This is a genomic window from Acidobacteriota bacterium (assembly GCA_030774055.1).
Classification (GTDB): domain Bacteria; phylum Acidobacteriota; class Terriglobia; order Terriglobales; family Acidobacteriaceae; genus JACPNR01.
The window spans coordinates 1-14402 of sequence record JALYLW010000070.1 but is presented as its reverse complement, the minus strand read 5'-3'; the positions used below and the strand labels follow the sequence as shown (position 1 = coordinate 14402).

General features: G+C 63.1%; 13 protein-coding genes. 4 read left to right on the top strand and 9 right to left on the bottom strand.

What is annotated here, in order from left to right:
- Window positions 1-164: 164 nt before the first annotated feature.
- The 7 genes from M3P27_05540 to M3P27_05510 all read right to left on the bottom strand — a co-directional run bounded on the left by M3P27_05540 (window position 165) and on the right by M3P27_05510 (window position 7491).
- On the bottom strand, window positions 165-854 hold the full coding sequence (locus tag M3P27_05540) for an amino acid racemase (protein ID MDP9267773.1): 690 nt from the start codon (window positions 852-854) through the stop codon (window positions 165-167).
- 32 nt (window positions 855-886) lie between these two features.
- Window positions 887-1942: an adenosine deaminase gene (add, locus tag M3P27_05535; GenBank protein ID MDP9267772.1), complete on the bottom strand. Its 1056-nt coding sequence runs from the start codon at window positions 1940-1942 to the stop codon at window positions 887-889.
- Window positions 1943-1960: 18 nt separating this feature from the next.
- A complete protein-coding gene (locus tag M3P27_05530; GenBank protein MDP9267771.1) occupies window positions 1961-3496 on the bottom strand; it encodes an amino acid permease in 1536 nt (511 codons plus the stop codon).
- Window positions 3497-3593: 97 nt separating this feature from the next.
- Window positions 3594-3746 (bottom strand): hypothetical protein, encoded by a 153-nt coding sequence (locus M3P27_05525; GenBank protein MDP9267770.1) that lies wholly within the window; start codon window positions 3744-3746, stop codon window positions 3594-3596.
- A 72-nt stretch (window positions 3747-3818) separates the two neighbouring features.
- Complete coding sequence (locus tag M3P27_05520; GenBank protein ID MDP9267769.1) at window positions 3819-6428, bottom strand: UvrD-helicase domain-containing protein; 2610 nt, start codon at window positions 6426-6428, stop codon at window positions 3819-3821.
- Window positions 6428-7099 (bottom strand): transposase, encoded by a 672-nt coding sequence (locus tag M3P27_05515; protein ID MDP9267768.1) that lies wholly within the window; start codon window positions 7097-7099, stop codon window positions 6428-6430. Before M3P27_05515 ends, M3P27_05520 begins: the two co-directional genes overlap by 1 nt.
- Window positions 7096-7491: a DUF971 domain-containing protein gene (locus M3P27_05510; protein MDP9267767.1), complete on the bottom strand. Its 396-nt coding sequence runs from the start codon at window positions 7489-7491 to the stop codon at window positions 7096-7098. Before M3P27_05510 ends, M3P27_05515 begins: the two co-directional genes overlap by 4 nt.
- Window positions 7492-7603: 112 nt before the next feature.
- Here M3P27_05510 and rpmB point away from each other — a divergent pair, with 112 nt between their 5' ends.
- Window positions 7604-7792: a 50S ribosomal protein L28 gene (rpmB, locus tag M3P27_05505; protein MDP9267766.1), complete on the top strand. Its 189-nt coding sequence runs from the start codon at window positions 7604-7606 to the stop codon at window positions 7790-7792.
- 309 nt (window positions 7793-8101) lie between these two features.
- Here the strand turns inward: rpmB and M3P27_05500 are convergent, their stop codons facing one another.
- Entirely contained in the window at window positions 8102-8488 is a 387-nt protein-coding gene (locus tag M3P27_05500; protein ID MDP9267765.1) for a hypothetical protein, read from the bottom strand.
- A gap of 22 nt (window positions 8489-8510) precedes the next feature.
- On the bottom strand, window positions 8511-10646 hold the full coding sequence (fusA, locus tag M3P27_05495) for an elongation factor G (protein ID MDP9267764.1): 2136 nt from the start codon (window positions 10644-10646) through the stop codon (window positions 8511-8513).
- Window positions 10647-10925: 279 nt separating this feature from the next.
- Between fusA and M3P27_05490 the strand changes: the two genes are divergently transcribed.
- From M3P27_05490 to M3P27_05480, 3 genes are all read left to right on the top strand, one after another.
- Window positions 10926-11264 carry a hypothetical protein gene (locus tag M3P27_05490; protein ID MDP9267763.1) on the top strand — a complete coding sequence of 113 codons (339 nt, stop codon included), beginning with the start codon at window positions 10926-10928 and terminating at the stop codon, window positions 11262-11264.
- Between the two features lie 180 nt (window positions 11265-11444).
- A complete protein-coding gene (locus tag M3P27_05485) occupies window positions 11445-13598 on the top strand; it encodes a TonB-dependent receptor (GenBank protein ID MDP9267762.1) in 2154 nt (717 codons plus the stop codon).
- An 89-nt stretch (window positions 13599-13687) separates the two neighbouring features.
- Entirely contained in the window at window positions 13688-14347 is a 660-nt protein-coding gene (locus M3P27_05480; GenBank protein ID MDP9267761.1) for a DsbA family protein, read from the top strand.
- The last annotated feature ends 55 nt before the right edge of the window (window positions 14348-14402 follow it).

The window sequence follows — 14402 nt, the reverse complement described above, 5'->3', positions numbered from 1 at the left end:
CGGGATACCCGATCGCTCATCGGGTATCCCGATCCGTAACTCGATGAGGACAAACCTGGATACCTCGAAGGGAGGGGGGCAGGGGTGTAACCCGATGCGCGGTCACCTCGCGCTGCTCTTGCTGCTTCTAGCGCGCGGTCGTGCGGGCAGGCTTGGGCAGTTCGCTACTCCAACGCCCGCTTCAACGCCGCGCGCGCCAGCAGGCGCGTGGAATCCAGTGTGGGTAGCGCGGAGTCCCCGGCCTGGACGAGTAGCGGGATCTCGGTGCAGCCCAGCACCACGGCGTCGCAGCCACGGTCGCGGAGTCCTTCGATCGCCTGTTGGAAGTACAGCAGTGACGCCGGCAAGAAGTTGCCGTAGACGAGCTCGTCCATGATGACGCGGTCGATCTCGCGGCGTCCGGCTTCATCGAGGAACTCGCACGCGATGCCCAGCTCGCAGAGTTTCTCCGGATAGACGCGCGAGCCGGTCAGCGCGTAGGTACCGAGCACGCCCACGCGCTTATACCCGTGGCGCTGCGCTTCCTTCGCGACTTCCTCCGCGATGTGCAGCCAGGGCAGGCGCGATTGTGGCGCCACCAGATGGAAGGCCGCGTGGATGGTGTTGTCGGGGCAGATAAGGAAATCGGCGCCGGCGTGCGCCAGCTTTTCCGCCGACGAGAGCATCAACCGCGCGACGCCCTCCCAGTCGCCTTTGGGATAGTACTGCTTGTACTCGGCGAGCGAGTGCGTGTGCATGGAGACTTCCGGATGGTCGTGCGCGCCGAGCACCGCCGCGCCTTCGATGCAGATGGTGCGATAACACAGCGCCGCGCCTTCCGCGCTGCACGCCACGATGCCGATGTGCTGGGCCATGATCTTACCGATCCAGCCTCACTTATCCGACTTCATTTATCAATTCTGGCGAAGAACTCGAGCTTTTTCTCCGCGGGCAGGAAGCTGGCTTCGAATGAGTTGCGCGCGAGCTCGCGCAGGTGGTCATCCGAGAGTTCAAACGCCGCCTGCGCCAGCGCGTACTCACGTGCGAGCGACGTCCGGAACATCGCCGGGTCGTCGGAGTTGAGCGTGACCATCACGCCGAGCTCGAAGTAGGTCTTGAGCGGGTGTTGCTCCAGGCTCGCGCAGCTGCGGGTGCGCAGGTTCGAGGTCACGCAGATCTCGACCGGCACCTGGCGCTCGACCAGCACGGCCATGAGCTCGCGATCCTGCCAGGCAGTGAGTCCGTGTCCAATGCGCTCGGCGCCAAGATTCAGCGCGCCCCAAACCGATTCCGGTCCGACGGTCTCGCCGGCGTGGCAGGTGAGGTGCAGGCCCTGTTTCCTGGCGTAGTCGTACTGCTCGCGAAAGAGTTCGGGAGCAGCTTGGCGCTCGTCGCCACCGATCCCCACGCCCACGATGGCGGCTCCGGGTCCGCCCGCATTCTTGAGACGCGCCGCGTCTTCGAAGACGCGCTGCACTCTTTCCGGACCGAAGTGGCGCACGGCGTCGACGATCCATAGCAAGGAGACGCCAAAGTCGCGCGCGCCGCGCTCGCGGCCGCGCTCCGCGCCGGCCAGGATGGGCGCGAACTCCTGCTTGCGCCAGTGAATGATCCCGGCTGACAAGTAGACCTCGGCGTGGACAACATTTTCCGCTGCCAGCTGCCGCATCAGCTCGTAGGTGATGAGCTCGTAATCTTCCGGGGTCCGCAAGCGCTCACTCACCGCTTTGAAGGCCATCATGAACCCGGTGAAATCCTGGTAACGGTAAAGCGCTTCGACCTGCTCGAGCGTGAGCGGCTCGGCGTCATGCCGTCGCGAGAGCTCCATCAATGTCTGCGGCTGCACCGCGCCCTCGAGATGCAGATGCAGCTCCGCCTTCGGCAGCGCGAGGATGAATGGCGAGGGCGTGAGCCGCTCGGCGTCAAGCTGCGCAAGGTTGAGTTGGCTAGGGACGGTTGGCATGTTTTCTAAATACGCCGGTCACGGACGCCGCGCGGCCGGGATCTTGTTCGCGGAGAACTCGCTGCGATGCCGGCCGTAGAGGAAATAGATGACCAAGCCGATAGCCAGCCACGCGAAGAAGCGCAGCCAGTTCAGGATGGGAAGTCCGGCCATGAGCAACACGCAAAAGACGATGGCAAGGATGGGCACGATGGGGCCGCCGGGCGCGCGAAATGCACGCGGACGGTCGGGATCCTTGTAGCGCAGGATGAGCACGCCGCCGGCAACCAAGGCGAACGCGAACAGCGTGCCTATATTCGACAGGTCGGCGAAGGTGCCGATATCGAAGAGTCCGGCGGGAAGGCCGACCACGAAGCCGGCGATCCACGTCGCGACGTCGGGGGTGCGGAACTTGGGATGCACGTGGCTGAACATCGCGGGCAGCAGTCCGTCGCGCGACATCGCAAACCACACGCGCGCCTGGCCGAGTTGGAAAACGAGCAGCGACGAGATCATCCCCAGCATCGCGCCCGAGAGCACGATGATGCGCACCCAGGGTTTGTTGAGCGTGGCGAGCAGGTTCACCACCGGTGCGGCAGAGTTCGAGATGGGGCTATTCCACATCTCCACACCGCAGTAGACCAGCACGACGGCCACATACAGCGTGGTGCAGACGATGAGCGTGGCGATGATGCCGATGGGAACATCGCGCTGCGGGTTCTTCGCCTCTTCCGCCGCCGTGGAAACGGAATCGAATCCGATATACGTAAAGAAGATGATGGCGCCGCCGGTGAGCACGCCCGGCCATCCGTTGGGCATGAAGGGCTTGTACTTCGCCGGATCGATGAGGTGGGCGGTGAAGCCCACGAACACCAGGATGGCGATGATCTTCATGATCACCATCACGTTGTTCGTCTTGGCGGATTCACGGATGCCGCGCACCAGGACCACGGTGAGCGCCATCACCACCAGGAACGCGGGCAGGTTGAAACCAAAGTGCCAGCCGGGATCGAATTGCGACGAGCCCGAGGGAAGATACGCGGGGAACATCCATTCTTTCGGCAGATGGATGTGGAAGAAATCGAGCAGGTTGACGAGATGCTCGCTGAATCCCACGCTTACCGCCATGTTGCTGACGGCGTATTCCAGGATGAGGTCCCATCCGATGATCCACGCGATCAGCTCGCCCATGGTCGCGTAGGTGTAGGTGTAAGCCGAGCCGGCGATGGGGATCATGGAGGCCAGCTCCGCGTAACACAACGCCGCGAACGCGCACACGATGGCGACGAGCACGAAGGAGAGCGCGATGGCCGGCCCCGCGCCCGGACGTCCGAAGGTGGGCGAGCGATGGATGAGGTACTCGAGCAGCGGCGCGTAGAGCACGCTCTCGGCGGTGAACTTCTGTCCCGCCATCGCCGTGCCGATCACGGTGAAGATGCCGGAACCGATGACGGCGCCGATGCCGAGCGCGGTCAGCGACCACGGGCCCAACGATTTTTGTAGCCGCCGCTCCGGCTCTTCCGACTCGGCGATCAGCTTGTCGATCGACTTCTTCCTGAAAAGTTGTGAGGGCAGGAAAGTTCTCCGATTGAGTAATTGGACAATCGGTAATTGGGTAATTTGAGTTCCGGGAACCAATTACCCGATCACCCAATCACCCAATCACCAATTCCTAGCGCTTCGAGGTGCCGCGCACCATCTTCTTGACCTTCTGCTTCTTCGAACCGCGATCGTAATCGCGCTTCTTCTTCGGCTCGCGCTTCTTGCGCGACGCGCGCTTCGCTTGCTTGCGTTCTTCCCGGCTCAGTTTGCTTGTGTTTGCCATGATTGCAGTGTTTACCCTTTCTTCTTCTTCGATGATCAGCGCCAATCCGCGTTCCGCGGCGGCGAAAGCAGCTTACGCCTTCTCCAGCTGCGCGAACTTCTCCACCAGCTTCTTCAATCCGACGCCGGGGAATTGTACCGTAATCTTCGCGTCTTCCCCGTCACCCTCGCGCTTGTACACGATGCCTTCGCCGTATTTCGGGTGGCGCACGCGCTGGCCGGGCTTGAAGCCGCGCTTGCCCGTCTGTTCCGGGATATCTGTCTTCGGCCGCGTGAACTTCTTGCCGCGCGAGGCGAAGAATTCCGCGATGTTGTCCATCGAGTTGTAGGCTGGGCTGCTTCCCTTGCCACCGCCGCTGCTGCCGCTGCGGGTGAGCCCCTGTTTTTTGCGCTGCGCGGCGCGCGCGTAGCCCACGCGCTGGTCGAAGTCATCGCCTTTCGCGTAGTCGCCGCCACCAAAATCGAAGTCGTCTGCGCCGGCGGCATAGGGACGGGCTTCGGTCTGCCGGCGCGCGCGCGTCGGAGAACCCAGGTCCTCGATCAGCTGGGGCGGGATCTCTTCGAGGAAGCGCGAAGGCACGCTGGCTTCGGGAAGGTCGGTGCCGTAGCGCCGGCGATAGCGGGCGCGGGTGAGGACGAGCGCGTTCATTGCGCGCGTCATGCCGACGTAGCAGAGGCGACGCTCTTCTTCCATGTCGTCGGGATCGAGCAGCGTGCGCGAGTGCGGGAAGAGGCCCTCTTCGAGGCCGGCAAGGAAGACGAGCGGGAACTCCAGGCCCTTGGCGGCGTGCAGCGTCATGAGCGTGATCTGCGCGCGGCTATCGAGCGAGTCGGTCTCGGCGACGAGCGCGGCATGGTCGAGGAACTCGGCGAGCGTCTCGCCGCGGTCGCGCGAATCCATGGCGGCGTTGACCAACTCGCGCAGGTTCTCGATGCGTGAGTACGCCTCGGGCGTGCCCTCTTCCTCGAGCTGCTTGATGTATCCGGTGCGGTCGATGAGGAACTTGATGATCTCGGGCAGCGTAGCAGGGCCGCCGGGAGTTCTGAATCCCTCTTCGGGCGCAGGCTCCGGCTCAGAAGTTTTGAGGCTTGAATCTCGAGTTTTGATTTCTTCTGCTGCTTCTGGTTTCCCCTCTGCGTTCTCTGCGGTCTCTGCGGTGAATGCGGTTTGGCTTGCGCGTTCGACGAACGTTCCCGCCAGCATCGCGCGGGCGTCTTCGATGAGGTCGCGGAATCCGCGCAGCGCCGCGAGGGCGCGCGGTTGCAGCAGTTGCGACTCGATGGCCTGATTCATCGCGCCCCAGAGCGGCAGTCCGGTCTCGAGCGCGATGCGCTCGAGCGTCTCCATGGTCGTCTTGCCGATGCCGCGCGTCGGCGTATTCACCACGCGAAGCAGCGCGATGGAATCGTCGAGGTTCTGCAGCAGCTTGAGGTACGAGATGATGTCCTTGATCTCGGCGCGCTCGTAGAACGAGAAGCCACCGACCACGTGATACTTCAACTGGTAGCGGCGCAGCGCTTCTTCGAACAATCGGGACTGGAAATTCGTCCGGTAAAGCACGGCCGCGCGCGGCGTCTCTTCTCCCTGCCCACCAGCCTCACGGAAGTAGCGCGCGATGTAGTCGGCGGCGAAGAGCGCTTCGTTCTCACCGTCGGGCGCTTCGTAGTAGCCGAGCTTCGGGCCACCCTGGCGCGCGGTCCACAACTTCTTGCCCTTGCGCTTGACGTTATTCGCCACCACCGCCGAGGCCGCTTCCAGGATGGGCTGCGTGGAGCGGTAGTTCTGTTCCAGGCGAATGACCTTGGCTTCGGGGAAATCCTTTTCGAACTCGAGGATGTTGCGGATATCCGCGCCGCGCCACGAGTAGATGGACTGGTCCTCATCGCCGACCACGGCGACGTTGTGGTGCTTGCCGGCGAGCAGGCGCATGAGCTCGTACTGCGGGCGGTTGGTGTCCTGATATTCGTCGATCAGCAGGTACTGGAAGCGGCGCTGATAACGCTCGCGGACCTCGGGCGCGTCGCGCAGCACGCGGACAGCCTCCAGCAGCAGGTCATCGAAGTCGAGGGCGTTGGCTTTGCGCAGCTCCTGACGATAGATCTGGAAGACCTGCGCGATCTGCTCGGTCTTCGGATCGCTCGAGGAGAGGAAATATTCCTGCGGATCGAGCATGTGGTTCTTCGCGTAAGAGATGCGTCCGAGAGCGATGCGCGGCGTGAGCTGCTTGTCGTCGAGCCCGAGCCGCCGGATGGCAGCTTTGACGACCGCCTGCTGATCATTCTCGTCGTAGATGGCGAAATCTTTGCGGAATCCGGAGGTCACGCTGCGCTGGTTTGCGCTTTGACGACCCGCGTCGTCACTCTTCACCAGAAGCGCTTCGATGTCACGCCGCAGCAAGCGCACGCAGAAACTGTGGAATGTCGAGATGACCGGCTGCGCCAGCGTGGTCGCGCCGATGAGCTCGTTCACGCGCTCCTTCATCTCGGCGGCGGCCTTGTTGGTGAAGGTGACGGCGAGGATGGAATCCGCCGGGATGCCGACGTTCTCGATGAGGTACGTGATGCGGTAGGTGATTGCGCGCGTCTTCCCCGACCCCGCGCCGGCGAGGATAAGCAATGGGCCGTCGACGGTCTCGACCGCCTCGCGTTGCTGGGGATTTAGTTTGTCGAGGAAAGACGGCATCATGCGCCTGTAGCGCCGGCGTCCCCGCCGGCTGTGTTGCGGGCCTCTGGCCCACAGCAGCCCACCCATTTCCAACCTTTGAGGTTCGCCTTCAATGGATTCGCCAGAACGTAGCTCACGGATCTCTCGAGCTCGCTCGCGTTACGAATCAGGTGGTCGTAGTACTCACGCTGCCAGAATATGCCGCGGCGTCCAAGGATTCGGTTCGCTTCCTCCGATGTATACGATTTTAGGCTGTGCATAGCAGAAGCCAGTTTCTTGCCGGGCAAGAGTCGAACAACCAGATGCACGTGATTGGGCATTACAACCCAAGCAATCAGCCGATACGATCGGCCGTCGAGGTGGTGGATTGCGTCCGCCACCGTCTTTGCGATCGCAGGCTGGGCGAGGAGGCATGCTCCGGCACCACGATCGAGGTACATCTCGATCCGGCGCAAGAGGGCCTTCTTCTTTTCTGATTTGTCATCACCTGACGCCTGCGCTGCTTCGACCTCAAGCTTCGTCAGCGCGGATTGCGGCAGGGAATCGCCCAACCGGAACGTGACGAAGTATGTACCCGATTCCATCTCCCAGTGCGGGAGGCGGCCACGATTGCGGATTGTCACTTCCCCATAGCGTGGGCGGGACGCCCCCGCTACAGCCGGCGGGACGCCGGCGCTACGTTCGCTCACGTGAAATGCTCCCGCTCCGCTTCCCGCACCGCCGCACACTCGGCGCACGGACAGATATCGCGCAAGTAATCCCAGGAATAGATGCCGTGCTCGTGGCCGTCATTCCAAGTGAACCGGATGGCGTACTTCCCCACCGCCTCGGCCTGCACCGGCTTCGCCAGTGGCTTGAACATCGGCAGGGCTCCGGGCTGCTGCTTCGGCTTTTCCCACGGCTCGCGATCTTCCTTGCCACGCTCGTCGTCACAGAGCGCGCAGGGGCAGGCCAAGCGCAGGTAAGGAAAGTCGTAGTGGGACTGATGGCCGTCTTTCCAATCGATGTCCACACCACTCCCGGAGGTCACGTTGACCTTCACGGACTTAGGATCAGGGGCGGTGGGCGGGACGGCAGGCATGGTTCAAGTATCGCATGGGGGATGCATGGCGCGCGTTTGCCGAATCCGCGTGAACTCAGGTAAAATCAATACTTTGGCGCACAAGTTCTGATCCTTCCTGGAGTGAGCAGTCATGGCAAGAGTGTGTGAGATCTGCGGCAAAGGGCCGCAATTCGGCAACAACATCAGCCACGCGCACAACGTGACCAAGCGGCGCTGGAACGTGAACCTGCGCCCGGTCCATGCCCGCGTCGGCAAGACGACCAAGCGCCTGCGTGTCTGCACCAACTGCATCAAGAGCGGGAAAGTGGTAAAGGCGTAGTTCTTTTATTTACATCTCGAGGCCGTCCGGCCGAGAGAGCCTTCTAGTAACGAAGAAGCCTCCTGAATCCAGGAGGCTTTTCCAATTTGTGGTCTGGCATGCCCAGTTGAGACTCACGGTGCAATCCCAAAGAATTGCAATGCGGAGGCGGGGGCGTCGAGATCCCCGGTGGTCCTGCCAAGAATGCGCGGATAGCGGAAGGCAGGCTGGGGGACGATGTGTCCGCCGCCGTGGACGGTGTACAAGACCGCTACGGGCGTATGGTCGCCACTCGACCAGGTGAGACTATCGACCGAAGTCGGGTCTTTCTCATGGCGATGCGGTGACTGAGTGGCCGCTGGCGCTGTGGTGATGCCGTTGCGCTGCGCGAATTGCGCGGCGGAAGCGCGTCACGAAACTCTTCCTGTCCGCCCACTGGTCGAACTCGTAGCCGGTCCATTCACGCATCATCTCGCCATCCATGAACGAGCCATGGAGGACAATGACGAGCGGCGCACCCTTGGATAGCTGTGCCGGCGCATAAGCGAGGTAGGTTCGATCACGATCGCCCACATGCAGCGTAGCGCGCTGGATAGTCGAACTGAGCGTCGGGACCTGTGGGGGAGGGCTGTACCAATAATACGAATACGCGGCAACGGCGAGCACGGTGGTGCCGCTCAGTACAAGAGCGGCCCACTTCAATACCTGTCGCATCATCGCTAGTCCGCCGAAGACGGAATCAGTCTTCCACTTCCACTTCCTCGCCCTTCCCGACCTTGAAGTTCGCGACGATCTTTTCCTGCACCACCGTCGGACACACTTCGTAGTGCGCCATCTCCATGTTGAAGCTGCCGCGGCCTTGCGTCATCGCATTGAGGTCGACGCCGTAGGTCAGCATCTCGGACATCGGAGCTTCGGCCTTGACGATCGTCTTGCCACCCTTGTTGTCCATACCCTGGATGCGTCCACGGCGCGAGTTCAGGTCGCCCATGATGGAGCCGGCAAACTCGTCGGGGATGGTGATCTCCACGTGCATGATGGGCTCGAGCAGCGCCGGCCGCGCCTGTTCCATGGCTTTGCGGAAGGCGATGCGGCCCGCGTTCCTGAAGGAAAGCTCGTTCGAATCCACGTCGTGATAGCTGCCGTCATAGAGGATGACGCGGAAATCGACGACGGGATACCCCGCGAGGTATCCGCGCGCCGCTGATTCGACGATGCCCTTTTCCACCGCGGGAATGAAGTTCTTGGGGATGGCGCCGCCGAAAGTGTCGTTGACGAACTCAAAGCCGCCGCCGCGCGGCATGGGCTCCATCTTTATCTTGCAGTCGCCGAACTGGCCGTGGCCGCCGGTCTGTTTCTTGTGGCGTCCGTGAGCATCGGCCTTGGCGCGGATGGTCTCGCGATACGGCACCTTCGGCGCTTTCAGCACCACCTCGGTGTGGTAGCGCTTCTTCAACTTCGCGACGATGACCTCGATGTGCTGCTGTCCGGTGCCCGCGATAAGGAACTCGTTGGTCTGCGGATCACGGAAGAAGCGCACCATCTTGTCTTCTTCCATGAGCTTGTGCAGGCCGTTCGAGAGTTTGTCTTCGTCGGCCCGCGTCTTCGGCTCGATGGCGAAGGTGATGGCCGGCTCGGGCAAGTCCACCTGCGGGAACTGGATGGGCGCGGCCTTGTCGCCCAGGGTATCGCCGGTGTGCGTGTCTTTTAATTTCGCGACCGCACCGATGTCGCCGGCGTGCAGCTCAGGCACCGCGTTCGCCTGCTTGCCCTGCATCACGCCGAGGTGCGCGAGCTTCTCGGAAGTGCTGCGGGTGAAGTTCTGCACCGTGGCATCGTTCTTCAACACTCCACTCACCACTTTGAAGAAGCTGATCTGTCCACTGAACGGGTCGCTGATGGTCTTGAAGACATACAGCGAGAGCGGCTCGCTATCGGACTCGTGGCGCACGGGCGGCTCGCCCCCGTTTTTCGAAGGAACGCCAGGTGTCGCAGCGCCTTTCACCGGCTCGTGTTCGCCCGGCGTGGGCGTGTATTGCACGATGAAGTCCATGAGGAAGTCGGTGCCCACGTTGCCGAGTCCCGAAGTAAACAGCACCGGGAAGATGCGGTCTTCCTTGATGGCATCGTGCAGCGCGGGGATGAGGTCTTCTTCCGGGATGGTACCTTTCTCGAAGAACTCTTCCAGCAACTCGTCTTTGCCTTCGGCGATAAGCTCGACCAGCTTCTCGTGCATCGCTTTGGCTTGCTCGGCGAGGTCGGCGGGGATCTCGCTCTCCTTGCCCTTGCCGCTGCCTCCCATCTCGTAGGTGTAGGCCTTCATGCGGACGAGGTCGACCACGCCGCTCAGCGATTTCTCCTTGCCGATGGGAAGTTGGATGGGGACGACGTTGCGTCCGAACGCGGAGACCAGCGATTCCATCACGCGGTCGTAGTCGGCGCGCTCGCGGTCCATGCGGCTGACCACGACCACGCGCGGGACCTTCGCCTCTTCCGCGTAAGCCCAGACTTTATCGGTGACGACTTCGACGCCGGCCACGCCATCGACCACTACGACGAACGACTCGACGGCCGGGATCACCATCTTCGCTTCGTGGACGAACATGTTGAAGCCAGGCGTATCGAGGATGTTGACCTTGGTGGTCGGAGAACCGGGATTGCCCCACTCGGCGTAAGCCACGCCGGTGGTCGTCGTCATCTTGCGGGCGATGGACTCTTCGTCCCAATCGGTGACGGTGGAGCCGTCGTCCACCCGTCCGAGTTTGGCGGTCGAGCCCGCGGTCGAGAGCATGGCCGAGACCAACGATGTCTTGCCGGCGTGAGAGTGACCCACGACCGCGACGTTACGGATGTTCGCGCTTTCGTAGACCTTCACAATGCAAACCTCATTTGTAGTCCCGCGGAGCGGGACAAGTAAGCCCGAGGCGAATAGGGAGCGCGGGGGCTGGAGTCCGGCGGGCATGCCGGACGGGAAGCGGAGAGAGGTTAGCACAGCCTGTAACACAGTTGTAGCGTGGCAGTCCCGGCAGCGGGCACCGGGCCGTCAGCGGGCGTTTCCGGTGTGGGGCCTTAGTCCCATCGTAAGATTTCTTCCCCCGTCACTGGCGCGTTGGCCCCGAGTCTGGCAGAATATCCCCCTCGTCGTCAGCGTCATATGCGTAAGGTCACAGCCAGTCTCGCGCTGCTCATAGTTGCAGTCGCGGTGTTTGCGCCAGTGGCGCACGCGACCGTGTTGCGCAACGCGCATGCTTGCTGCTTCAAGAAGCAGCAGAGCGGGCGGGCGGTGAGCCGCTCGACGGCTGCTGACCCGGCGCAGCACGCGTGCTGCAGCCTGGCAACGCTGCATGCCACGCCTGCTGCAAACAAAGCGCAGGGATCGCGTCCGCTGCCGGCGCACCCATTCGTCACCGAGTTCTATCCCGCCGCCGATTCTTCCGACGCCGCCCCCAACCAGGCCAACCGCGCTCCTCCCGCCAGCGATCCTTCCGAGTAGATCATTCCAGTAAGTCTTCGGACCTAAATCTTGGGATGCATCAGTGAGGCACGCTTGCGGTCGTTCCGAGCCATTGCGACTTGGGCAGTCGTTCTTTTACCAGGTCTTCTCTTATCCAGCGGTGCCTGCCTCGCGCAGTCCATCGAAGGCCGCGTCACGGCTGCGGGAAAAACAAACGCCGTGCCCGTTCCCGGCGCGCAGGTGAAGCTCGCGCGCGCGGGCGCGGACGCTTCCCACGCCCTCGCCGTTCATACGTTGACCACGGCAACCGACGCCGACGGCAACTTCCGCTTCCTCGGTCTCGAGGCCGGCGACTACGCCGTGACGGTCGAGCGTGAGGGCTATTACGCCGCCAGCTACAGCGCGGCACTGAAGCCGCGGCAGACGCTCGCGCTGAAGGTCGAGCTGACGCTGCGGGAGACGCTCGCGACCGCGGTGGAAGTAAAGTCGAGTGTGATCGAGCTCGACCCCGGGCAGACCGGCACCTCGCGCGTGGTGACGCACGAGATGATCGAAGAGATGCCGGCGCCGTTGCGCAAAGATGTCCCCACGCTCGCGCTGCAACTTGCGCCCGGCGCAGTGCTCAGCCACGACAACTTCGTGCACGTGCGCGGCAACGAGCTTTCCCTGCACGAGTTCATCAACGGTGTGTCGTTCCTCGATAACTCGCACCAGCACTTCACGCCGGGAGTAAGTCCTGAGATCTTCGGCTCCGCCAGCATCGTGACCGGAGGATTCGCGGCGGAATACGGCAACCGCTTCGGCGGCGTGCTCGACGTGACCACGCGCTCCGGCCGCGACCTGGGTGGGCATGGCTCCGTCTCGCTCGGACTGGGGACGGTAGAGAACCACGACGGCAGCGCCGACTACGGAGGCAGCAGCGGGCGCTGGGGCTATTACATCTTCGGCGGAGGGTTCAGCTCCGACCGTTTCCTGAATCCACCGCAGCCGGATGAGTTGCACGATTTTGGCTACGGCTTGCGCGGCGCCGGCCAACTCGACTACCAGGCCGCGCACGACAACTTCAAGCTGCTCGTCACCGGCGGAAGCACGCGCTTCGAGCTCCCCAACCTCACCGGCCAGCAACTCGCCGGCCGCGACGCCGAGCGCGACCTGGATTCGCAGACCGCCATCCTGAACTGGCAGCACACCTTCTCGCCCAAGGCGCTGGTGTCGAGCTCGGTATATGAGCGCACGGTCTTCGACCGGTTGCGGGGCACGCACGATCCCATCACCGAGGTGGGGGATGGCGGCCGCTCCACGCTGACCCTGGGAGTGAAGTCCGACGTGACCTTCGGCGTGGGCCGGCACACCATCAAGAGCGGTGTGGACGTCTCGCGGCTGCGGCTCGCGGAGCGCTTCCACTTCGATCCCCAGCTCGAACCGGTGGATATCGACCCGTTCGACTTTCGCGGCGGCATCTCCGGCGGCGAGGTGGCACTGTACATCCAAGACCACTTCACCTTCGCGCGCCACTTCACTGTGGACGCCGGCCTGCGCTGGGACCAGTTCGACCTGGTCGACACGTTCGCGCAGATCAGTCCGCGCATCGGCATCGCGTACCACGTGGAGAAGACCGGCACGGTGCTCCACGCCGCGTACAACCGGTTCTTCTCGCCGCCGCCGATCGAGTACCTGCTGATCGCGGCGTACCTGGGCAGCAACGCCGCCGATCCGGCGCTGCGCGTGGGCGATCCGAAAGCGTATCGCCAGCACTACTTCGAGGTGGGGGTGACGCAGCAGGCCGGCGCGAACGTGATCCTCGAGGTCGACGCCTACACCCACTACGGCGACAACAGCTTCGAGAACAGCGAGCTCGGGAACACGCGGCTGTTCGTCCCCACGAATTTCTCGCACGCCCGCGCGCAAGGGCTGGATTTCAGCGTGAACCTGCGCCGGCTGGAGAGCATCGGATTGAGCGCGCGCCTGCAATACAGCGCGGCGCGTGTCTACTTCGTCGGCCCCATCTCTGGCGGTTTTGCGGATGAGGACCTGCCGGTGGGCGAGCGCATCGCGCCCGCGTTCGACCAGCGCCACACCGGCACAGCCAGCCTCTACTACCATCGCGCGCGCTGGCGCGATCTCTGGTCGGGAGCGAACTTCAGCTATGGCAGCGGGACGCCCTCGGAGGGAGTCCGGTTGCCGCAGCACTTCACCGCCGACGTCGCGCTCGGCTTCAACCTGTGGCACCGTGAGCCGCGGCGCCTGGACTTCGAGTTCGACGCTACTAATGTCTCGGACAACCGCTACGCCATCGCGAAAGAGAGCGAGCTCACGCCCGTCCAGTATGCTCCGCGGCGTGTGCTGGCGGGCCGGCTCAAGTGGCGGTTCTAGCGGGCGGAGGCCGGGCAGCGGCGAAAGGCGGATTCAAGTAAAATAGAGACCAGCACCTTTCCAGTCTTTGGTCTTGCCGAAGGAATCGTATGAAGAAGACCGTTTTGTCCCTATTCGCCGCCCTGGCTGTGCTGACCGCGCTCGTCGCCCACTCCACCGCCGCCCTGGCGGGCGATGCCTCGGCGCTGCGTCCGCCGAAGGGTTATAAGCTGGCCATCGTGGAGTTTGCCGACCTGCAATGCCCGGACTGCGCGCGCGCTGAACCTCTGCTCGAAGAAGCCGCGCGGACTTACAAGATCCCCATCGTGCGCTACGACTTTCCGCTGCCCAAGCACAACTGGTCGTCGGACGCGCACATCTACGCGCGCTGGTTCGATACCAAGTCGAAGAAACTCGGCGACGAGTATCGCACCTACATCTTCAAGAACCAGCCGCAGATCACGCCCGAGAACCTGCGGTCGTTGACTGAGAAGTTCGCCCAGGACCACAAGCTGGCCTTCCCGCTCTTCGTGGATCCGCGCGGCGACCTGGCGCGCAAGGTGCGCGCCGATTTCGCCGTGGGACAGAAGGTCGGCATCCAACATACCCCGACCATCTACATCGTGAGCGATTCCACTCGCGGCACGCCGTTCGTCGAGGTGGTGAACCGCGACAACCTGTTCGCCATGATCGACGAGATGAAACGCCAGGTCGGCGGCACGGTGACGACGACCGCCTCGACCGCGAAGGGCAGCAAGAAAGCGCAGTAAACCGGGCGGGCGAGTCGCCCGCCGGCACACGAATAACGCAGAAGGCCCGCCCCCG

Excerpts from the sequence above, each read along its gene's own strand:
- M3P27_05540 (MDP9267773.1), bottom strand. The coding sequence starts at position 854 with ATGGCCCAGCACATCGGCATCGTGGCGTGCAGCGCGGAAGGCGCGGCG.
- add (MDP9267772.1), bottom strand. The coding sequence starts at position 1,942 with ATGCCAACCGTCCCTAGCCAACTCAACCTTGCGCAGCTTGACGCCGAG.
- M3P27_05525 (MDP9267770.1), bottom strand. The coding sequence starts at position 3,746 with ATGGCAAACACAAGCAAACTGAGCCGGGAAGAACGCAAGCAAGCGAAG.
- M3P27_05520 (MDP9267769.1), bottom strand. The coding sequence starts at position 6,428 with ATGCCGTCTTTCCTCGACAAACTAAATCCCCAGCAACGCGAGGCGGTC.
- M3P27_05510 (MDP9267767.1), bottom strand. The coding sequence starts at position 7,491 with ATGCCTGCCGTCCCGCCCACCGCCCCTGATCCTAAGTCCGTGAAGGTC.
- rpmB (MDP9267766.1), top strand. The coding sequence starts at position 7,604 with ATGGCAAGAGTGTGTGAGATCTGCGGCAAAGGGCCGCAATTCGGCAAC.
- M3P27_05500 (MDP9267765.1), bottom strand. The coding sequence starts at position 8,488 with ATGATGCGACAGGTATTGAAGTGGGCCGCTCTTGTACTGAGCGGCACC.
- M3P27_05490 (MDP9267763.1), top strand. The coding sequence starts at position 10,926 with ATGCGTAAGGTCACAGCCAGTCTCGCGCTGCTCATAGTTGCAGTCGCG.
- M3P27_05480 (MDP9267761.1), top strand. The coding sequence starts at position 13,688 with ATGAAGAAGACCGTTTTGTCCCTATTCGCCGCCCTGGCTGTGCTGACC.